Annotated in this window: 19 protein-coding genes and 1 pseudogene; 12 read left to right on the top strand and 8 right to left on the bottom strand. The window is 71.7% G+C overall.

Features of this window, described 5'->3' with window-relative positions:
• Positions 1 to 22: 22 nt before the first annotated feature.
• Together D6270_RS06255 and D6270_RS06250 are read right to left on the bottom strand one after the other, a co-directional pair.
• Positions 23 to 1417, bottom strand: coding sequence for a metallopeptidase TldD-related protein (locus D6270_RS06255; protein ID WP_109166349.1), 1395 nt, complete (start codon positions 1415 to 1417; stop codon positions 23 to 25).
• Positions 1414 to 2985, bottom strand: coding sequence for a TldD/PmbA family protein (locus D6270_RS06250; protein ID WP_109166350.1), 1572 nt, complete (start codon positions 2983 to 2985; stop codon positions 1414 to 1416). The genes D6270_RS06255 and D6270_RS06250 overlap by 4 nt, the downstream gene beginning before the upstream one ends.
• A 215-nt stretch (positions 2986 to 3200) precedes the next feature.
• On the opposite strand from D6270_RS06250, the gene fabG reads away from it, so the two are divergent.
• The 3 genes from fabG to D6270_RS06235 all read left to right on the top strand — a co-directional run bounded on the left by fabG (position 3201) and on the right by D6270_RS06235 (position 5241).
• Positions 3201 to 3920: a 3-oxoacyl-[acyl-carrier-protein] reductase gene (fabG, locus tag D6270_RS06245; RefSeq protein WP_109166351.1), complete on the top strand. Its 720-nt coding sequence runs from the start codon at positions 3201 to 3203 to the stop codon at positions 3918 to 3920.
• A 5-nt stretch (positions 3921 to 3925) separates the two neighbouring features.
• Positions 3926 to 4693 (top strand): enoyl-ACP reductase FabI, encoded by a 768-nt coding sequence (gene fabI / locus D6270_RS06240; RefSeq protein WP_109166352.1) that lies wholly within the window; start codon positions 3926 to 3928, stop codon positions 4691 to 4693.
• Between the two features lie 176 nt (positions 4694 to 4869).
• Positions 4870 to 5241, top strand: a complete 372-nt coding sequence (locus D6270_RS06235; RefSeq protein ID WP_109166353.1) for a hypothetical protein — start codon at positions 4870 to 4872, stop codon at positions 5239 to 5241.
• A gap of 12 nt (positions 5242 to 5253) precedes the next feature.
• Here the strand turns inward: D6270_RS06235 and D6270_RS06230 are convergent, their stop codons facing one another.
• A complete protein-coding gene (locus D6270_RS06230; protein WP_093693184.1) occupies positions 5254 to 5928 on the bottom strand; it encodes a FadR/GntR family transcriptional regulator in 675 nt (224 codons plus the stop codon).
• A gap of 111 nt (positions 5929 to 6039) precedes the next feature.
• Between D6270_RS06230 and D6270_RS06220 the strand changes: the two are divergent.
• From D6270_RS06220 to D6270_RS06210, 4 genes and pseudogenes are all read left to right on the top strand, one after another.
• A pseudogene (locus D6270_RS06220) lies at positions 6040 to 7355 on the top strand (CynX/NimT family MFS transporter).
• Between the two features lie 17 nt (positions 7356 to 7372).
• The gene (locus D6270_RS33620; protein ID WP_093693186.1) at positions 7373 to 7489 is read left to right on the top strand and encodes an SGM_5486 family transporter-associated protein; all 117 of its coding nucleotides are present in this window, start codon (positions 7373 to 7375) and stop codon (positions 7487 to 7489) included.
• Positions 7490 to 7637: 148 nt separating this feature from the next.
• Positions 7638 to 7877 carry a hypothetical protein gene (locus D6270_RS06215; RefSeq protein ID WP_109166355.1) on the top strand — a complete coding sequence of 80 codons (240 nt, stop codon included), beginning with the start codon at positions 7638 to 7640 and terminating at the stop codon, positions 7875 to 7877.
• A 104-nt stretch (positions 7878 to 7981) separates the two neighbouring features.
• Entirely contained in the window at positions 7982 to 8500 is a 519-nt protein-coding gene (locus tag D6270_RS06210; protein WP_109166356.1) for a SixA phosphatase family protein, read from the top strand.
• A 124-nt stretch (positions 8501 to 8624) separates the two neighbouring features.
• Here the strand turns inward: D6270_RS06210 and serB are convergent, their stop codons facing one another.
• Positions 8625 to 9926, bottom strand: a complete 1302-nt coding sequence (serB, locus tag D6270_RS06205; protein WP_109166357.1) for a phosphoserine phosphatase SerB — start codon at positions 9924 to 9926, stop codon at positions 8625 to 8627.
• A gap of 238 nt (positions 9927 to 10164) precedes the next feature.
• Here serB and D6270_RS06200 point away from each other — a divergent pair, with 238 nt between their 5' ends.
• The gene (locus tag D6270_RS06200; RefSeq protein WP_109166358.1) at positions 10165 to 12750 is read left to right on the top strand and encodes an ABC transporter ATP-binding protein/permease; all 2586 of its coding nucleotides are present in this window, start codon (positions 10165 to 10167) and stop codon (positions 12748 to 12750) included.
• 96 nt (positions 12751 to 12846) lie between these two features.
• On the opposite strand, the gene D6270_RS06195 is transcribed toward D6270_RS06200, so the two are convergent.
• The 3 genes from D6270_RS06195 to D6270_RS06185 all read right to left on the bottom strand — a co-directional run bounded on the left by D6270_RS06195 (position 12847) and on the right by D6270_RS06185 (position 15729).
• A complete protein-coding gene (locus tag D6270_RS06195; protein WP_109166359.1) occupies positions 12847 to 13593 on the bottom strand; it encodes a transglycosylase SLT domain-containing protein in 747 nt (248 codons plus the stop codon).
• A 271-nt stretch (positions 13594 to 13864) separates the two neighbouring features.
• Positions 13865 to 14926 carry an S-adenosylmethionine:tRNA ribosyltransferase-isomerase gene (locus tag D6270_RS06190; protein ID WP_204117151.1) on the bottom strand — a complete coding sequence of 354 codons (1062 nt, stop codon included), beginning with the start codon at positions 14924 to 14926 and terminating at the stop codon, positions 13865 to 13867.
• A gap of 80 nt (positions 14927 to 15006) precedes the next feature.
• Positions 15007 to 15729 carry an SDR family NAD(P)-dependent oxidoreductase gene (locus D6270_RS06185; protein ID WP_109167569.1) on the bottom strand — a complete coding sequence of 241 codons (723 nt, stop codon included), beginning with the start codon at positions 15727 to 15729 and terminating at the stop codon, positions 15007 to 15009.
• Positions 15730 to 15975: 246 nt separating this feature from the next.
• Here D6270_RS06185 and D6270_RS06180 point away from each other — a divergent pair, with 246 nt between their 5' ends.
• The 3 genes from D6270_RS06180 (at position 15976) to D6270_RS06170 (ending at position 18132) form a co-directional block, all read left to right on the top strand.
• Positions 15976 to 17121 (top strand): GAF domain-containing sensor histidine kinase, encoded by a 1146-nt coding sequence (locus D6270_RS06180; protein WP_109166360.1) that lies wholly within the window; start codon positions 15976 to 15978, stop codon positions 17119 to 17121.
• On the top strand, positions 17114 to 17758 hold the full coding sequence (locus D6270_RS06175) for a response regulator (RefSeq protein ID WP_109166361.1): 645 nt from the start codon (positions 17114 to 17116) through the stop codon (positions 17756 to 17758). Before D6270_RS06180 ends, D6270_RS06175 begins: the two co-directional genes overlap by 8 nt.
• 122 nt (positions 17759 to 17880) lie before the next feature.
• Positions 17881 to 18132: a chaplin gene (locus D6270_RS06170; RefSeq protein ID WP_093693195.1), complete on the top strand. Its 252-nt coding sequence runs from the start codon at positions 17881 to 17883 to the stop codon at positions 18130 to 18132.
• Between the two features lie 386 nt (positions 18133 to 18518).
• On the opposite strand, the gene D6270_RS06165 is transcribed toward D6270_RS06170, so the two are convergent.
• Positions 18519 to 19310 (bottom strand): Rv1486c family protein, encoded by a 792-nt coding sequence (locus tag D6270_RS06165; RefSeq protein ID WP_109166362.1) that lies wholly within the window; start codon positions 19308 to 19310, stop codon positions 18519 to 18521.
• Between the two features lie 158 nt (positions 19311 to 19468).
• Between D6270_RS06165 and D6270_RS06160 the strand changes: the two genes are divergently transcribed.
• Complete coding sequence (locus D6270_RS06160; RefSeq protein ID WP_109166363.1) at positions 19469 to 20266, top strand: ABC transporter ATP-binding protein; 798 nt, start codon at positions 19469 to 19471, stop codon at positions 20264 to 20266.
• Positions 20267 to 20322 lie beyond the last annotated feature (56 nt).

The following is a 20322-nucleotide window of genomic DNA, read 5'->3' as shown; positions in this document are numbered from 1 at the left end:
TGTACGGGTCAGTCTAGGCGGGTCACACCCCCTGGCTGACCGAGCTCATGTTGAAGTCCGGGACGCGCAGCGCGGGCATCGCGGCCCGGGTGAACCAGTCGCCCCACTCGCGCGGCAGCGTCTTCTCCGTACGCCCGGCCTCCGACGCCCGCGACAGCAGGTCCACCGGCGACTCGTTGAACCGGAAGTTGTTCACCTCGCCGACCACCTCGCCGTCCTCGACCAGGTAGACGCCGTCCCGGGTCAGCCCGGTCAGCAGCAGCGTCGCCGGGTCCACCTCCCTGATGTACCAGAGGCAGGTCAGCAGCAGTGCTCGCCCGGTCGTCGCGGCGACCATCTCCTCCAGCGACCGCTCACCGCCCCCGTCCAGCACGAGGTTGTCGATGGCCGGGGCCACCGGCAGCCCGGTGAGGGCGGCGGTGTGCCGGGTCGTCGTCAGCCGCTCCAGCTTCCCGTCCCGGAGCCAGTCCGTCGGGGCCAGCGGCAGACCGTTGTCGAAGACCGAGGCGCTGTCGCCGGAGGAGTGGGCGATCACGAAGGGCGCGGCCTCCAGACCCGGCGCGTGCGGGTCGCTGCGCAGGGTCAACGGGATCGGGGCCAGCGTCTCGCCGAGCCGGGTGCCGCCGCCCGGCCGGGAGAAGACCGTCCGGCCCTCCACGGCGTCCCGTGCGGTGGACGACCAGAGCTGGTAGATCAGCAGGTCCGCCACGGCGGTCGGCGGCAGCAGCGTCTCGTACCGCCCGGCGGGCAGGTCGATCCGCCGCTCCGCCCAGCGCAGCCGCTGCGCCAGCTCGGCGTCCATCGCCGCCGGGTCGACGTCCTTGAAGTCCCGCGTCGACCGGCCCGCCCACGCGGAACGGGTCCGGTCCGGCGACTTGGCGTTCAGCTCCAGCGTCCCGGTCGGCTGGTCGTGGCGGAGCCGCAGCCCCGTCGACGTGCCCAGGTAGGTGGAGGTCAGCTCGTGGTTGGCGAACCCGTACAGCTCGCGTCCGCCCGAGCGGGCCCGGGCGAAGGCGTCACCGAGGGCCGGGGCGAAGTCCGCGAAGACCTCCGAGCCGGTCTCGGCGGGCGCGTCCGTGAAGTCCAGGGACGACGGCACCCCGCTCACCAGCGGCTGCGCGTCCTCCGCCGGACCCGCGCCCCGGGCGGCGGCCTCGGCGGCCCGCACCAGCGGCTCCAGGTCGTCGGCGGTCACGGCGGACCGGGAGACGACACCGGACGCCGTGCCCTGGGCCCCGTCGACGGTCGCGATGACGGTGAGGGTCCGCCCCCGGGTCACGCCGTTGGTGGTGAGCGCGTTGCCCGCCCAGCGCAGATTGGCGGAGGAGTGCTCGTCGGCGATGACCACCAGGCCGTCCGTGGTGGACAGCTCCAGAGCCCGCTCGACGATCGCGTACGGCTTGCTGACGCGGCTCATCGTCCGGCCTCCTGCGTCGTGTTGAGGATGTTCACGCCTCGGAAGAGGGCGGAGGGGCAGCCGTGGGAGACCGCGGCGACCTGGCCCGGCTGGGCCTTGCCGCAGTTGAACGCGCCGCCGAGGACGTACGTCTGCGGGCCGCCGACCTTCTCCATGGAGCCCCAGAAGTCCGTCGTCGTCGCCTGGTAGGCCACATCGCGCAGCTGCCCGGCGAGGCGCCCGTTCTCGATGCGGAAGAACCGCTGTCCGGTGAACTGGAAGTTGTAGCGCTGCATGTCGATCGACCAGGACCGATCACCGACCACGTAGATCCCGCGCTCCACCCCGCCGATCAGATCCTCCGTCGACAGCCCGCCCGGATCCGGCTGCAACGACACGTTCGCCATGCGCTGTACGGGGACATGGCCCGGCGAGTCCGCGAACGCGCACCCGTTGGAGCGGCCGAGCCCCGTGAGCTTGGCGATCCGGCGGTCCAGCTGGTAGCCGACGAGCGTGCCGTCCTTGACCAGGTCCCAGGACTGCGCCTCGACGCCCTCGTCGTCGTACCCGATGGTCGCGAGGCCGTGTTCGGCGGTGCGGTCACCGGTCACGTTCATGACGGGGGAGCCGTACGTCAACCTGCCCAGCTGGTCGAAGGTGGCGAACGACGTCCCGGCGTACGCCGCCTCGTAACCGAGCGCCCGGTCCAGCTCGGTGGCGTGGCCGATCGACTCGTGGATGGTCAGCCAGAGGTTCGACGGATCGACGACCAGGTCGTACGTCCCCGCCTCGACGCCCGGCGCCCGCATCTTCTCCGCCAGCAGCCCGGGGATCTGCTCCAGCTCGGCGTCCCAGTCCCAGCCGGTCCCGGTCAGATACTCCCAGCCGCGCCCGGCCGGCGGGGCGATGGTCCGCATCGAGTCGAACTCACCGGTCGCGGAGTCCACCGCCACGGCCGTGAACTGCGGCTGGATACGCACCCGCTGCTGCGTGGTGACGGTCCCGGCGGTGTCCGCGTAGAACTTGTTCTCATGGACGGTCATCAGGGACGCGTCCACATGCGCCACCCCGTCCGCGCCCAGCAGCCGCCCGCTCCACTCGGCGAGCAGCGCCGCCTTCTCCTCGTCCGGTACGGAGAACGGGTCGACGTCGTACGCCGACACCCAGGTCCGCTCGCCGTGCACCGGCTCGTCCGCCAGCTCCACCCGCCCGCCCGTCTCCCACCACCGCCCCTCAGCGGAAGCGCTTCGCGCGCTCCTGCCGGACCCGGCCGCCGCGATCACCTTCGCCGACAGCTTCGCCATCGCCACGGCCTGCGAGGCCACCTTCGCCGCCGCGTCCATCGTCAGATCGACGCCCGATGCGAACCCCCAGGCACCGTCGTGCACCACCCGCACCGCGTACCCGAGGTCCGTACTGTCCGAGGCCCCGGCGGGCCGCGCGTCCCGCAGCCGCCAGGTCGCGCTGCGCACCCGCTCCAGCCGGAAGTCGGCGTGCGTGGCGCCGAGAGCGCGCGCCCGCGCGAGCGCCGCGTCGGCCAGCGCGCGCAACGGCAGGGCCAGGAATGACTGATCTACCTCGTGGGGCACAGGGAGTTCCCTTCTCGATACACGACCGCAGTGAACCATGCGGAAGGCGGGGAAAGCCGGGGATATCGCCGACATGTGTGCCCGGCACGCAACCGTGTGGACTGTAGGAACCCCACAGCACCCCGGACAAGCCACTGTCAGGGCCCGATTCCTCGATCGGCGCACGGTACCGATAGGTTTTCGACGTACCAGACCGTCAAGGAAAGGGTGATCCGTTGAGCCGCTCGGTTCTCGTCACCGGAGGAAACCGGGGCATCGGCCTCGCCATCGCCCGCGCCTTCGCCGACAACGGCGACCAGGTAGCGATCACCTACCGCTCCGGCGAGCCGCCCCAGGCCCTCACCGAGGCCGGTGTCCTCGCGGTCCGCTGCGACATCACCGACGCCGAACAGGTGGAGCAGGCCTACAAGGAGATCGAGGAGAAGCACGGCCCCGTGGAGGTGCTGGTCGCCAACGCCGGCATCACCAAGGACCAGTTGCTGATGCGGATGTCGGAGGAGGACTTCACCTCCGTCGTCGACACCAACCTCACCGGCACCTTCCGGGTCGTCAAGCGCGCCAACCGCGCCATGCTGCGCGCCAAGAAGGGCCGTGTCGTCCTGATCTCCTCCGTCGTCGGCCTCCTCGGCTCGGCGGGCCAGGCGAACTACGCCGCCTCCAAGGCCGGACTCGTCGGGTTCGCCCGGTCGCTGGCCCGTGAGCTCGGCTCGCGGAACATCACCTTCAACGTCGTCGCCCCCGGTTTTGTCGACACCGACATGACCCAGGCGCTCACCGAGGACCAGCGCAAGGGCATCGTGTCCCAGGTGCCGCTGGGCCGCTACGCGCAGCCCGACGAGATCGCTGCCGCCGTGCGCTTCCTCGCCTCCGACGACGCGTCGTACATCACTGGAGCCGTCATCCCCGTTGACGGCGGATTGGGCATGGGTCACTGATCACCATGAGCGGAATTCTCGACGGCAAGCGCATCCTCATCACCGGGGTGCTGATGGAGTCGTCCATCGCGTTCCACGCCGCGAAGGTGGCCCAGGAGCAGGGTGCCGAGGTCATCCTCACGGCCTTCCCCCGCCCGACCCTGACCGAGCGCATCGCCAAGAAGCTGCCCAAGCCGGCCAAGGTCATCGAGTTGGACGTGACCGACCAGGAGCACCTGGACCGGCTGGAAGGCCTGGTCCGCGAGGAGCTCGGCTCGCTGGACGGCGTCGTCCACTCCATCGGCTTCGCGCCGCAGGACGCGCTCGGCGGCAACTTCCTCAACACCCCGTTCGAGTCCGTCGCCACCGCGATGCACGTCTCGGCGTTCTCCCTGAAGTCGCTGGCCATGGCGTGCAGGCCGCTGATGAGCGAGGGCGGGTCGATCGTCGGCCTCACCTTCGACGCCCAGTACGCCTGGCCGCAGTACGACTGGATGGGCCCGGCCAAGGCCGCGCTGGAGGCCACCTCCCGCTACCTCGCCCGCGACCTGGGCAAGGACGGGCTGCGCTGCAACCTGATCTCCGCCGGGCCGATCGGCTCCATGGCCGCCAAGTCCATCCCGGGCTTCTCGGAGCTGGCCGACGTCTGGAACCACCGCGCCCCGCTCGCCTGGGACATGTCCGACCCGGAGCCGGCCGGCCGCGGCATCGTGGCGCTGCTCTCCGACTTCTTCCCGCGGACGACGGGCGAGATCATCCACGTCGACAGCGGCGTGCACATGATGGGCGCCTGACCCGCCTACCACCCCTGCTGTACGGCCCCCGGCCGCGTGCCCCCTCCCGGTTCATCCGGGCGGCACGCGGCAGGGGGCCGTTACCGTGTGCGCCCGCTCCGGTCGAAAAGTCGGCCGATCCACCGCAGAATGTGGAGGAACCGGACTTCTGGTCAGGCTGCGGGAGGGAGATCGCTGTGCGCCCCACGCGTCGCCGCACCCGTCTCCTGCTGGCCGCGTCGGCGGCCGTCGCCGCACTCGCCGTACCCCTGGGAGTCCATGTGGCCAGTGGCGCCGACTCCGGTACGGCGGTGGCGCCCCCGGAGCCCGAACCGGCCGGCTCCGAGTGCCGCACGACGATCGAGGGCTCCCGGGCCGTCGCGTACTGCCACAACCCCTACCCCTCCACCGACCTGGTCCAGCTCCACACCGAGTGCGTCCGCTGGTGGGACGTCGACGCGGACGGCGCGGCGGTCGCGGTGGCTCCGGGCCGGACCGTACGGCTGGAGGACCGCTGCTGGAAGGAGATCGCGACGGCCTGGGTCAGCCACCGGCCGGCGCCGGTCTGAAGAGGCCGGGGGCTAGACCCGGTCCGCCAGGCAGTTCAGCGCGTGGCTCGCCGCCTCGGCCGCCGCCGTCTCCGCGTCGCCCGCCCGGATCGCCTCTACCAGTCGCGCGTGATCCATATGGTTCTCCGGGCGCAGCTCGGGTCCCACGTCACCCCGTAGGTAGTCGCGCAGCAGATCCCCGAGGTCCGCGTAGAGCTCGGTGAGGACGTCGTTGTGCGAGGCGGCGACCACGGCCAGGTGCAGGGTCGCGTCGGCCGCGACGAACGCCTCCGCGTCCCCCGAGGCCCATGCCTCCTCCCGCCGCGCCATCAGGGTGTCGAGTTGCCGCAGATCGCGCTCGGTGCGGCGGACGGCGGCCAGCCGGGCGGCCGAGGACTCCAGCGTGGAGCGCAGCTCCGCGATGTGGCGCGGGTCGGCGGCGGCGAAGCGGCGGTGCATGACCCCGGCCAGCTCACTCGTGGCGATGACGTAGGTGCCCGAGCCCTGCCGGATGTCCAGCAGCCCGTTGTGCGCCAGGGCCCGGACCGCCTCGCGCACGGTGTTACGGGCCACCCCGAGCTGTTCGACCAGTTCCGGCTCGGTCGGGATCCGCGAGCCGACCGGCCACTCGCCCGAGGTGATCTGGTTGCGCAGCTGCGCGATCACCTGGTCGGCGAGGGCCGAACGCCGTGGAGACGTGAGCGTCATGGTGCTCCTTGCTCGTGAGCCGTGAGGTCGGGTTCCGGAGGATTCTCCCAGGGGAACCGGCGGGGCCGCGGGATTGGACAACCAATCATCCCATGATTCTATGATGGCCCTATGCCGGACGACGAGACCCAGACCCAGACCCTGAACCGGGGCGGCGCCGCGCGCACCCCCGCCGGCCCGCCGGCCCCGCGGCTCCCCGGAGCCGCCGAGGCCCCGGCCCCTGGCTGCTGCGGCTGATCGCCGTCGGGCTCGTCCTGGCCGCCCTCAACCTCCGCCCCGCCATCACCAGCCTCGGCGCCCTCCTCGAAGAGGTCCGCGACGGGCTGCACATGAGCGGCAGCGTGGCAGGCGTCCTCACCTCCGTGCCGCCGCTCTGCTTCGCGGTCTTCGGGGTCATGGCGCCCCGCCTGGCCCGCCGCTTCGGCGCGGGCGCCGTCGTCTGCGCGGGCATGGCGGCCATCGCGGCGGGCCTGGTGATCCGCCCGTACATCGGCTCCACCGCCGGGTTCCTGGCCGCCAGCGCCCTGGCCCTGATGGGCATCGCCGTCAGCAACATCCTGATGCCGGTGATCGTCAAGCGCTGGTTCCCCGACCGCGTCGGCACCATGACCGGCCTCTACTCCATGGCCCTGGCCCTCGGCACCGCCCTCGCCGCCGCCGTCACCGTGCCGCTCACGAGCGCGATGGGCGGGAGCTGGCAGTCCGGGCTCGCCGTCTGGGCCGTGCTCGCGGCTCTCGCGGTGCTGCCCTGGATCGTCCTCGTACGGGACCGTACCCCGGCGCCCGGAACCCCCGCGCCGGACCGGTCCGCGCCCGGTCAGGCAGCCCGTCCCGCCGACGCCCCGGAGCTCCGGATCACCCGCAGCCGGACCGCCTGGGGCCTCGCCTGCTTCTTCGGGCTCCAGGCGACGGCCGCGTACATCACCATGGGGTGGATGCCGCAGATCTTCCGCGACGCCGGGGTCTCGGCCGGCACGGCGGGGGTCCTGCTCGCGGTCACCATGGCGATGGGTGTGCCGCTCGCCTTCGTCATCCCCCGCGTCGCCGGGCGGCTCAAGCAGCAGGGCCCCATCGTCGTCGTCCTCGGCCTGTGCGGCCTGATCGGCTACGGCGGGCTCTACCTGGCCCCGGCCGCCGGAGCGTGGGTCTGGGCGGTACTGCTCGGCGTCGCCAACTGCGCCTTCCCGCTCGCCCTCACCATGATCGGCATGCGCTCGCGGACCGGGGCGGGCGTGGTCCGGCTCTCCGCCTTCGCCCAGTCCACCGGCTATCTGCTCTCGATCCCGGGCCCGTTGCTCGTCGGTGTGCTCTACCAGCACAGCGGCGGCTGGGGGCTGCCGATCGCCCTGATGGCGGGCCTGATGATCCCGCAGATGGTGGCCGGAGTGCTCGCGGGGCGGGACCGGACCGTCGAGGACGAGTGCTGAGATGCGAGACTGGCTCCATGCCAGTGCTCGATCCGCAGCCCAAGAACGGTCAGAAGAAGCTCCTCCTCGTCTTCGGGGCGATGCTTCTCGTCACGGTGGTCATCGGTGTGATCGCCACGATCGCCTCCCCCTGACGCCCGGCGGCCCCGCCCATGGTGGTGCTGGCCCCCCTGTCCCTTAGGGGGCCAGGGTCAGGGTGAAGTGGGTGGATCACCGGATGGGACCGGCAAGGCCCGTTCCGTAGGTTCTTCGGTGACGAACCGAACACCCACGGAGGCGGACATGCCGGTCCCTGCACACCCCAGGCCCTACCGACCGGCCGCCTCCCGCCGGCCTGCGGTCCGTCCACCGGCCGCCGACCGGGTGGAGATACGGCTGCCCTGGTGGGCCGTGGCGCTTCCGGCCCTGGCGTTCGCCGCCCTGCTGATCATGATCATGAGCCCGGGAGAGGCGCAGGCCGCCACCGCCGAACCCGCACTCGGACAGCTGATCGAGCGCACGCTCCACCTGCTCGCCCCCTGATCCACTCCTCGTGGCGAACACACCCCGGACCAGCACGTCAACCTTCCGGATGAGCCCGTCAACACCCTGCGCCAGAGGCCGCGTTTCATGCGAAGCTGAGGTGTATGAGCGTCGAGACACCTCGCAGGATCGTCCTTCTCAGGCATGCCAAGGCGGAATGGTCGCAGTCCTCCGATCATGAGCGCCCCCTGGCCGAGCGCGGTCGTAAGGACGCGCCCGTGGCCGGCCGCAGGCTCGCCGACTCCGACATCGACTTCGATCTGGCGCTGTGCTCCAGCGCCGTGCGGACCCGGGAGACCTGGAAGCTGGCGGTCCACGAATTCGCCCAGCGCCCCAGGACCGTCTACGAGGAGAGGCTGTACGAGGCCTCTCTCGGCGAGCTGATCGCCCTCCTCAACGAGACCCCGGACGAGGTCCGCAACCTTCTGGTCATCGGCCACAACCCCGGCATGCACGGGGCCGCCGACGCCCTCTCCGGCTCGGCGGAGGGCGACACCCTGGCCCGGATGACCCGGGACGGCTTCCCGACGGCGTCCTACGCCGTGGTGGAGTTCCCCGGCTCCTGGAAGAGCGTGGAGCACGGGGCGGGCCGCCTCACCGAGTACTGGACGCCGAACGACTGAGCGGCGCCCCTGCCGACGTACGGCTGACCATGTGAACGCGCGGGGCCCCGGCACGGGTGGTGTGCCGGGGCCCTCTTCCGTACGCCGTCCAGACCGGCGGCCGCGCGCCGCGCGGCCGCCGGCATCAGTCGACGAGACCGTCCGCCGCCTCGACCTCCTCGCGGGTGATGCCGAGCAGATAGAGCACGGTGTCCAGGAACGGCACGTTCACCGCCGTGTGCGCCGCCTCGCGGACCACGGGCTTGGCGTTGAAAGCCACCCCGAGCCCCGCCGTGTTCAGCATGTCCAGGTCGTTGGCCCCGTCGCCGATGGCCACCGTCTGCGCCAGCGGCACCCCCGCCTGCTCGGCGAAGCTCCGCAGCAGCCGGGCCTTGCCCGCCCGGTCCACCACATCGCCGATGACCCGCCCGGTGAACCTGCCGTCCACCACCTCCAGGGTGTTGGCGGAGGCGAAATCGAGGCCGAGCCGTTCCTTCAGATCGTCCGTGACCTGGGTGAAACCACCCGAGACGACGCCCACCTGGTAGCCGAGGCGCTTCAGCGTACGGATCAGGGTGCGGGCCCCCGGCGTGAGCCGCACCTCGGCGCGCACCTTGTCCACCACCGAGGCGTCCAGCCCCGCCAGCAGCGCGACCCGGGCGTGCAGCGACTGCTCGAAGTCCAGCTCGCCGCGCATCGCCTGCTCGGTGACCTCGGCGACCTTGTCCTCACAGCCCGCGTGGGCCGCGAAGAGTTCGATCACCTCGTCCTGGATGAGCGTGGAGTCCACATCCATGACGACCAGCCGCTGTGCCCGCCGGCTCAGCCCGGCCGAGACCACCGCGACGTCCACGCCGATCTCGGCGGCCTCGGTCGCCAGCGCGGTCCGCAGCTCCGCGGTCTCCGTCCCCGACACCGCGAACTCGACGGCGGTGACCGGGTACTTCGCCAGCCGGAAGATGCGGTCGATGTTCCCGCCGGTCGAGGTGATCGTGGCCGCTATGGCGGCGGTCGACTCCGCGGTGAGCGGGTGTCCCAGCACGGTCACATGGGAACGGCCGTAACCACGCGGCCGGTTGTCACCCGTGCCCGAGATGATCTCGGCCTGCAGCTTCAGGGATTCGGCCCAGCTGTGCACGGTCGCCCGCAGATCGCCCTCGGTGGTCCCGCCCGCGGTGGGGGAGGTGACCAGGGCGCAGAGCACGATGCGGCCCCGGGTGACGACCTGCTCGATGTCCACGACGTCGACGGAGTACGCGGCGAGGGTGTCGAACAGCCCTGCGGTGATGCCGGGACGGTCCTTGCCGAAGATCTTGACGAGAAGGGTGGGTGCGTTGTCCACGAGGGAAGGGGACTCCTCGCTGTCCCGGGCGGGCTCGCCGCCGGTCCGAGGGGAGCTGGGGAGCTCGGGGGAGGGGGGAGGCTGAGGTGGCTGAGATGCGCTCATGGTGTTCCCACCGTATCGGTCCCAGGGCCGCGCCCGGCTGTCCGTCCCGAGTGCCGGACGGAGGACGCGAAGGGTTTCCGCCGGCTGTCCCCTTTGTGTAGTGATGGCACCGCTTCTCCGCTTCGGGGCCCCTCTTCACCGGCCCGACTTTCGGATAAGGGACTGCTCCTGGAATAGTTCCCCACGATGTTCAGCATCCCTAGACTCCCTGCGACGGGGGTAACACGGGGGACAACTAGTGGGGCGCGGAGTGCCGGAACTCGTACTGGAATTGAATGGCAGCACCTGGACGCTCGATCCGTCCAGGCCGTACACCCTGGGGCGTGACCCACAGGGGGACCTGACGATCGACGACGCCAGGGTCTCGTGGCGGCACGCCACGATCAGCTGGGGCGGCCGGAGTTGGTTCATCGAGGACCACGGCTCCACCAACGGCACGTATGTGCAGGGGCAGCGGGTCCAGCGGACGGAGATCGGGCCCGGCTCCGCCGTCCGCCTGGGCAACGCCACCGACGGCCCGCGGCTGAACCTCACCGCTGGTGCCGGTGCCCACGGCGGCCAGCCGGCCGCCGCCCACCAGGCCCCCGCGCAGCAGCAGCACGCGCAGCCGGGCGCGGCCTGGCCCGGACAGCAGGCACCCGCCCAGCACCAGGCCCCGCCCCAGCAGGCGTGGCAACAGCAGGCACCGGAGGCCCCGCAACAGGCCCCGTACCAGCAGGTTCCGCACCAGCAGGGCCCGGTCCGGCCGGCCGCCCCGGCCCACGGTGGCGGATCCGCCCACGGCGGTGGAGCGGGGGCGCCGCCCGTCTACGGCGACCGCAGCCCGACCACGTTCCACCAGCTGGCGCTCGGCCGGGTCATGCGCATCGGCCGTGCCCTGGAGAACGAGCTGGTCGTCTCCGACCTCCAGGTCTCCCGCAACCACGCCGAGTTCCACGCGACGCCCGACGGCCGGTTCGAGATCCGTGACCTCGGCTCGCACAACGGCACGTACGTCAACGGTCTGCCGCTCCAGAAGTCCGGCTCGGCGCTCATCGGCCCGAACGACATCGTCGGCGTCGGCCACTCCACGTTCCGCCTGGTCGGCGACCGGCTGGAAGAGTTCGTCGACACCGGCCAGGTCTCCTTCTCCGCCCGCCACCTCACGGTGACGGTCGACGGCGGGAAGCAGATCCTCAAGGACGTCTCCTTCGGTGTCCCGGAGAAGTCGCTGATCGCGGTCATCGGCCCCTCCGGCTCGGGCAAGTCCACCCTGCTCAAGGCCCTCACCGGCTACCGGCCCGCCGACGAGGGCGACGTCCTCTACGACAACCGGAACCTGTACAAGCAGTTCGCCGAGCTGCGCCAGCGCATAGGTCTGGTCCCGCAGGACGACATCCTGCACAAGGAGCTGACCGTCACCAAGGCCCTCAAGTACGCGGCCAGGCTCCGCTTCCCCGCGGACACCACCGAGGCCGAGCGCCAGGCCCGGATCACCGAGGTCCTCGCCGAGCTCAAGCTCGACATCCACAAGGACAAGAAGATCACCTCGCTCTCCGGCGGCCAGCGCAAGCGCGTCTCGGTCGCCCTGGAGCTGCTGACCAAGCCGTCGCTGATCTTCCTGGACGAGCCGACCTCCGGTCTCGACCCGGGCATGGACCGCGATGTCATGCAGCTGCTGCGCGGCCTCGCCGACGACGGCCGTACCGTCCTGGTCGTCACGCACTCCGTGGCCGAGCTGGCCATCTGCGACAAGCTGCTCGTGATGGCGCCCGGCGGCGCCGTCGCGTACTTCGGGCCGCCGGAGGAGGCGCTGAACTTCTTCGGCTACAGCTCCTGGGCCGACGTCTTCTCCGCCTTCGAGAACTACCGCGACTACGACTGGGCGGGCCGCTGGCGCGGTTCGCAGCACTACCAGATGTACGCCGCCGACATCGACGCCGTCGCCGCCCAGTCCGTCCACATGCCGCCGCCCCAGCAGATGCGGCCCCCCAAGCCGCAGAGCTGGGGGACACAGCTGTGGACCCTGGTCCGCAGATACACCTCCGTCATCGCCTCCGACAAGGCCTTCCTCGGCCTGATGGTGGCGCTGCCCGCGGTGATCGGTGTGCTGGCCGCGGTCATCCCGGCCGACTTCGGACTGGCTCCGCCCACGCCGCCGACCCAGTTCAACGGCAAGGCCGGAATGATCCTGCTGATCCTCGCGGTCGGCATCTGCCTGGCCGGTTCCGCCAGCTCCGTGCGAGAACTGATCAAGGAACGCGTCATCTACGAACGGGAACGGGCCACCGGCCTCTCCCGCTCGGCCTATCTGGTGTCCAAGGTGATCGTGCTCGGCGTGATCACCGCCTTCCAGAGCGTCATCCTCTGCGGTATCTGCTTCGCCGCCCGTGAGCTGCCGGCCGAGGGGCTGTTCATGCCTCCGGCCGTCGAGATCTGCATCTCCATCGTGGCCCTCGGGTTCACCTCGATGATGTTCGGCCTGATGATCTCCGCGCTGGTCAAGACCTCCGAGATGACCATGCCGCTGCTGGTCATGTTCGCGATCGTCCAGCTCGTGTTCACCGGGGTCCTCTTCCAGGTGTACGGGACGCCCGGCCTGGAGCAGCTGACCTGGCTGATGCCGTCCCGCTGGGGTGTGGCCGCCGCAGGCACCACGCTGGACCTGGCCAACCTGATGCCGCCGTGGGACCCGGCGAACCCGACCGACCTGGACCCGCTCTGGGAGGCCTCGGCGACCCAGTGGGGGATCAACATCTTCGTGCTGCTGGTGCTCGGCCTGCTCTGCGCCTTCGCGGTCGCCCGGCTGCTGCGCCGCCACGAGCCCGAGGTCATGCGGAAGTAGGGCACGTACGGAACCCGCGTACGGAACGACGCCGAGGCCGGCACCCCGTGGGGTGCCGGCCTCCGGCATGGGTACGGCTCAGCGGCGGAGCCGGGCTCAGTACGCGCTGTTGACGTTGTCCATGGAGCCGTAGCGGTCGGCCGCGTAGTTGCAGGCGGCGACGATGTTGGCGACCGGGTCGTACAGGTCCTTCTTGGTGCCCTTGACGTGGTACCGGTCGAAGGTCGGCTGGATCACCTGGAGCAGCCCCTTGGAGGGGATGCCGTTGCGGGCGTTGATGTCCCAGTTGTTGATCGCCCAGCGGTTACCGCTGGACTCCCGGATGATGTTGCGGTGGATCCCGTTGTAGGAGCCGGGGATGCCTTCCTTCTTCATGATCGACATCGCCTCGCGGATCCAGCCGTCCAGGTTGTTGGCGTAGACGGGCTTGCGCGCGGTGGAGCGGTTGGCGGCCTCGGCGCCGCGCTTCTTCGCGTCGGCCTTGGCCTTGGCGGCCTTCTCGGCCTTGGCCTTCGCGTCGGCGGCGGCCTTGGCCTTCGCGGCCTTCGCCTTGGTCTCGGCGGCGGCCTTCGCCTTGGCGGCGTCGGCGGCCTTCACGAGCTGCTCGGCGGTGGAGTGCTGCGCGATAAGGCTGTCCTGCACGGTCTTGGCCTGCGCGGAGCCACCGGTGAAGGCGACGGGGGCGGCAGCGGCGGCTGCCTGCGGGGAAACCTCGGCCTCGGCGTTCGACGGGACGAGAGAGAAGGTCAGGGAGGCGACGGCCAGGGCCGACACACCGGCCACGGAGATCTTCTGGACCTTGTTCAGACGACGGAGACGATCGGGGATGCGAGTCGCAGACATGTAGGGCTACCTCTTCGAATGCTCAGGTGTCCTCACGGAGGACGAGACCGGAGGCGGCGATGGCACCTCCGTCGGGGACGAGAGCAATTCTTAGCGGCAGCAAAATCTGGTGGCAAAGGTGTGACGTACGAAGCCGGGTAGTGGAACAGGGTCCCGTTCGTCCGAAATAACCCCCGCTCATGCCCACCCAAATCGCCCTTTTGGGTCCACTACGGATGTTCGTAAGTGACGCACGCCCTATGCCCGGGCTCACATCGGTGGCGCGGCAGGCTCACCGTTCGTTGCTGGAGCAATCCGGAGTGTCACGTTCCTCATCCGGCAGGATGAGGTGGACGTCCCCGAACTCGTGCCAGAGGTAGCGCCGCTCCAGCGCCGCCTCGTACCCACGGCGCAGCGCCTCAGGCCCGGCCACCGCCTCCAGCATCAGCAGGTGCGAGGCCTCCGGTTCGTGCAGCCCGGTCAGCAGCCCGTCGACCACCCGCACACCCCGGCGCGGCGTCACCACCAGATCCGTCCAGCCCGCCGCCGCCCGCACCACCCCGTCGCGGTCCGCCGCAGACTCCAGCGCCCGCACCGCCGTCGTCCCGCCCGCGACCACCCGCCCGCCCGCCGCCCGCGCCGCGTTCACCAGCCACGCCGAGGTGGACGGCACCGAGAAACGCTCCGGGTACGGCGGCTCGTGCGCCTCGGCCGACGCCACCCCCGTATGCAGGGAGAGCGGGGCGAACTGCACCCCGTGGCTCACCAGCTCCGCCACCAGGACGCCGGTGAAGGGCCGGGCCGCGCTCGGCATCTCCGCCGAACCGCTCCCGTCGGGCGTCTGGACCGCGAACACCGTCCGGTAAGCGGACAGGGGCTGGTCCCGCTCCGTGTACGCGTACCGGATCGGCCTCCCGTACCGCCGCAACAGCTCCGGCACCCGGTCCGGGACCCGTGCCCACCACAGCCGCGCCCCCACCGCGGGCCCCAGCGGCTCCTCCAGCACGAGCTCCCGCCCGCCCGGCAGCCGCACCACCGCACCGGCGGGCCCGCCCGGGCGCGGCGCGGTGGCCCCCGAGGAGCCGGGCGCCCGCAGCTCCACCGCCCACCGCCCGTCCTCGCCCCGCGTCGAGAAGTGCACGACGACCCGGTCGCCGCCCACCCGCCCGTTCACCGCGGCCGGCAACGTCGCCGATGTGTTCACCACCAGCACGTCCCCGGCCCGCAACTGCTCCGGCAGCTCCCGGAACGCATGGTGCGACACGGCCGTCCCCCTGCTCACCAGCAGCCGTACGTCATCACGCCCCGCCCCCCGCTGCTCGGCCGGCACCCGGGCCGACAGCTCCGCGGGCACCCGCAAGGCCTCCAGGGGCGAGGCCCCGGGCCCGGACGGAGCGCCACCGCCCCCGTCCCGCCCGGCCGCCCCCACCGCCGTCACCGCGCACCCCCGTCCGCCGCCACCGGCTCCACCAGCAGCGCCGGAGCCGCGAACCGCCCACTGGCCGGCCGCTCCCGCACCAGCCGCAGGAACGCGGGCACCACACTCCCGGGCGAGGGCCGGGGCTCCTCGTCGTCCGGCACGGCGGCGGCGTACAGATCCGTCGCCATGTCCCCCGGATCGACCGCCCACACCCGCAGCCCGGGCTCCTCCACACCCAGCACCGCGGCCAGCTGGTCCAGCGCCGCCTTCGACGCCCCGTAACCGCCCCACGTCTCGTACGGCTCCGCCGCCGCGTCCGAACTGACCAGCACCACCGCCCCCGCGGCCGACTCCCTGAGCAGCGGCAGTGCCTCCTGCACGAGGCCGAGCGCGGCCACCACATTGGTCTCCAGCGCCTGCCGCAACCCCTCCAGCGGCTGCGCCTCCAGCCGGACCAGCGGCTCGGCGCCCAGCACACTCGCGTTGCCCACCAGCAGATCGAGTCCGCCCAGCTCCCCGGCGGCCGCGACCAGCTCCGCCCGGTGCGCGGCGTCCGTGACATCCCCGGGCACGGCCGCCACCCGCGTCCCGTACCGCTCCCGCACCTCCCGCGCCGCCGCCTCCAGCACCCCGGAGGTCCTGGCGTCCAGCACCAGATCCCACCCCTGCCGGGCCAGCGCCTCGGCCAGCGCGCGCCCCAGCCCCTTCGAGCCACCCGTGATCAACGCGACCGGCATCGTGACCGCCTCCCCGCTCCACATCGGCTTCCACCGGGGTCGTCCCCGGCGCCCCCAACGTAGGAAGCCCTGATCACCCCGCGCCTCGCCCAGGAGCCGCACCAGCACCCGGCACTTCGGCCTAGGACCGGGGAGGACCTAGGACCTGGGACCCGGTACGGCCCGCGACCGGCCTAGGCCTCGCGCCCTCCGGCAGCCGTCCTCGGCCCGATACGGCCGCCGCACCCCCGCCGGTACGGTGATCCCATGAGTCATCGCCCGCCGTCGGCCCTCGCCGCGGTGAGTGCCGCGCTGCTCGCCATGAGCCGGCACCTCGAAGTGGGGGACGTCCTCAAGACGATCGTCGCCTCCGCCCGTGAGCTGCTGGACGCCCAGTACGCGGCGCTCGGCGTCCCGGACGACCACGGCGGCTTCGCCCAGTTCGTGGTCGACGGGGTGAGCGAGGAGCAGTGGAAGGCCATCGGCCCGCTGCCCCGGCAGCACGGCATCCTCGCCGCGATGCTGCACCAGGCGAAGACCGAGCGGCTCGCGGATGTCCGCAAGGACCCCCGCTTCGAGGGCTGGCCCGAGGCGCACCCCGACATGTCCGACTTCCTCGGCCTGCCCATCACGGACGGCGACGAGATCATCGGCGCGCTCTTCCTCGCCAACAAGATGTGCCCCAAGCCCGACGGCGGCTGCGGCTTCACCGCCGAGGACGAGGAACTGCTCTCGATCCTGGCCCAGCACGCCGCGATCGCTCTCACCAACGCCCGCCTCTACGAACGCAGCCGCGAGCTGACCATCGCCGAGGAGCGCTCCCGCCTCGCCCACGAGCTGCACGACGCGGTCAGTCAGAAGCTGTTCTCGCTGCGGCTCACCGCCCAGGCCGCCGCCGCCCTCGTCGACCGCGACCCGGCCCGTGCCAAGGGGGAGCTCCAGCAGGTCGCCGTCCTCGCCGCCGAAGCGGTCGAGGAGCTACGGGCCGCCGTCGTGGAGCTGCGCCCCGCCGCCCTCGACGAGGACGGACTGATCGCCACCCTCCGCACCCAGATCCAGGTCCTGGACCGGGCCCACACGGCTGAGGTCACCTTCGGGAGCAGCGGCGTACGCGCGCTGCCCGCCGCCCAGGAGGAGGCGCTGCTCCGGGTCGCCCAGGAGGCCCTGCACAACGCCCTGCGCCACTCAGGCGCGGAACACGTCGACGTCACCCTGACCCGGCGCTCGGCCGCGACCGTCCTGCTCATCACCGACGACGGCATCGGGTTCGACCCCACCGCCGTCCGCCGGGCCGGCCGTCACCTGGGCCTCGTCTCCATGCGCCACCGGGCCAAGAGCGTCGGCGGCCGCCTCACCGTTGTTTCGGAGCCCGGAAAGGGCGCCACGATCGAGATGGAGGTCCCCGGTGGCTGACAAGATCATCAGGGTGCTGCTGGTCGACGACCACCAGGTGGTCCGCCGCGGACTGCGCACCTTCCTGGAGATCCAGGACGACATAGAAGTGGTCGGTGAGGCGTCCGAGGGGTCGGAGGGTGTGGCCCGTACCGAGGAGCTCCGGCCCGACGTCGTGCTCATGGACATCAAGATGCCCGGCACCGACGGCATCGAGGCGCTGCGCAGGCTCCGCCAGCTCGACAACCCGGCCAAGATCCTCATCGTCACCAGCTTCACCGAACAGCGCACGGTGGTCCCGGCCCTGCGCGCCGGAGCCTCCGGTTACGTCTACAAGGACGTCGATCCGGACGCCCTGGCCGGCGCCATCCGCTCGGTCCACGCCGGACACGTCCTGCTCCAGCCGGAGGTCGCCGGCGCACTCCTCGCCCAGGACGACGCGGGGGGTGGTACGGGCCGGGGGAGCACCCTCACCGAACGCGAGCGCGAAGTGCTCGGCCTGATCGCGGACGGCCGCTCCAACCGGGAGATCGCCCGCGCCCTCGTCCTCTCCGAGAAGACGGTCAAGACCCATGTGTCGAACATCCTGATGAAACTCGATCTGGCGGACCGCACGCAGGCGGCGCTGTGGGCGGTACGCAACGGAGCCGCGGGCTGACCCGGGCTGAGATTCATACTGTCGGGTGGATGTCACCCGAACGGCGCATCCTTCTCGGCCTCACGGTGTTCTCCAGGGCATGCTGCGGCGGCTTGCCGCAGCCTCTCTAGGAGGATCCTGAAGTGAAGAACCTGAAGAAGGCCGCCGCCGTCACCATGATCGCCGGTGGGCTCATCGCCGCCGGCGCCGGCGCGGCCTCCGCGACCGGCCACAGCGGTGCCGACGCCCACGGCGTGGCCGTCGGCTCCCCGGGCGTCGCCAGCGGCAACCTGGCCCAGGTCCCGGTCCACATCCCGGTGAACGCGGTAGGCAACACGGTCAACGTGATCGGCCTCCTCAACCCGGCCTTCGGCAACCTCGGCCTGAACCACTGACACCCAGGCACAAGAGCCGGGCGCCCCCGGATTCCCCGAGGACGCCCGGCTTCCCCACGCACCAGCCCGGCTGTCCCCTCTTTCAGCCCGCTTAGCCCGCTCGGCCCTTTCAGTCCGGTCGGCCCCCCTTTCAGCTCGTCCGACGCCCCTCCCGGCCCGTGGGGCACCCCTTTGAGCCCGTCCGGCGCTTGAGGACGGAACCCCGACGAAGGGCCCCCGAGGCAACGAAGCCCCCTCGCACGGCGCATCCAGCCCATCCGGCTCCCTCCCAGCCTGTCCGGCGCTTGAGGACGGAACCCCCGCGTGGGGGCACCCCGCACCGGAACAGGCCCCCCGCCCAGGGGCAACCACCCAGCCCGTCCGGCACCTGAGGACAGAGGCCGGCCCTAGCGCCGAACCTCCCCGCCCTCCACATACGCGTTGTAGGCAGCGACAAGCGCCCGCCGAGCCACCCGCTCCACCGGCCGCAACGCCGCCCCCCGAGCCGCGATCTCCGACGCGCTCACCGCACCCCCGTGCCCGCTCTCGTACGCGACCGAGACCAGCAGCCCCACCCGCTGCGCCAACTCCAGCACCCGCACCGCCCGCGGTGGATACCCGGGCGCCAGCACATCGCGCCCCCGGCCTCCCTCCGCCCGCGCCCGGTACGCGTCCACCGCCGCCTCCGCCACCGGACCGGAACCGGCCACATCCAGCCGGGCCAGCGCCGCCGTCGCCTCGCGCAACGCCTCCGCCAGCTCCCGCTCCGCCTCGCCCAGCGACGGCACGTCCGCAGGCGGCGCCTCCCGTACCGGCAGCACCCGCCACACCACCTCGACGTGCAGATCCCCCTCCGGCCCCACCTCGCTCACCTCGGGCACCAGCCCGTACGCCACCCCCGAGACGACCACCGCCTCCTCCGCCTCCAGCGCCCGCGCGTTGAAGTCGGGCGGACCGGACAGCCCCAGCGGATGCCCCGGCACCGGCAGTGCGACCCGGAAACCCGTCGCCCCCAGCGCCCGCAGCCGCCCGAGCGCCAGCGTGAGCCCCACCGGCCCCGCCTCACCCGGCACCCCCTCGACGCGGTGTACCGCGTCCTCCCCGACAATCGCCGACGCCGCGTCGTCCGGCGAGACGAGTCCCGCCACAAGCGCGTTACCCCAGGCGGCCAACAACCCTGAACGTGGTTCCACAAGCATGGAGACAGCCTAGAGAACGGCCCGGGATCCCATCGGGGACGGAACGGGACCGGACCTCACGGCCGGACCGCTCGCGCGGTGGCGTAGGTTTTCTCCTGGGACTGTGCCCGCCGGCACGCGACGATCTCGACGAGACTGCATGGGGAGACAACGCGCTCATGAGCGATGTACTGGAGCTGGTGGACGTATCCGTGGTCCGCGACGGACGCGCTCTGGTGGACGACGTCTCCTGGTCGGTCAAGGAGGGGGAGCGCTGGGTCATCCTGGGCCCCAACGGCGCCGGCAAGACGACGCTCCTCAACCTCGCGTCCAGCTACCTCTTCCCGAGCAGGGGAACGGCCACCATCCTCGGTGAGCAGCTGGGCGGCGTCGGCACCGACGTCTTCGAGCTCCGCCCCCGGATCGGCATGGCGGGCGTGGCGATGGCCGACAAGCTGCCCAAGAAGCAGACCGTCCTGCAGACGGTGCTGACCGCCGCCTACGGCATGACCGCCACCTGGCACGAGAACTACGAGGCCGTCGACGAGGAGCGCGCCCGCGCCTTCCTGGACCGCCTCGGCATGACCGAGTACCTGGACCGCAAGTTCGGCACGCTCTCCGAAGGAGAGCGCAAGCGCACGCTGATCGCCCGCGCGATGATGACCGACCCCGAGCTGCTGCTCCTCGACGAGCCCGCCGCCGGACTCGACCTCGGCGGCCGTGAGGACCTGGTCCGCCGCCTCGGCCGCCTCGCCCGCGACCCGTACGCCCCCTCCATGATCATGGTCACCCACCATGTCGAGGAGATCGCCCCCGGCTTCACCCACGTCCTGATGATCCGGCAGGGCAAGATCCTGGCGGCCGGACCCATGGAGACCGAGCTCAGCTCCCGTAACCTCTCGCTCTGCTTCGGCCTGCCGCTTGTCGTCGAGCACACGGGGGACCGTTACACCGCCCACGGCCTGCCGCTCTCCTGAAGCCCTGGGGCGGCCGCCGGGGTAATCGCGGGGGCGCGTACCGCAGTTGGCGAGAG

The organism is Streptomyces griseus subsp. griseus, assembly GCF_003610995.1.
In the GTDB taxonomy this organism is placed as follows: Bacteria; Actinomycetota; Actinomycetes; order Streptomycetales; family Streptomycetaceae; genus Streptomyces.
Note: the sequence above shows the minus strand (reverse complement) of the source record. Positions and strands in the feature narration are given on the sequence as shown.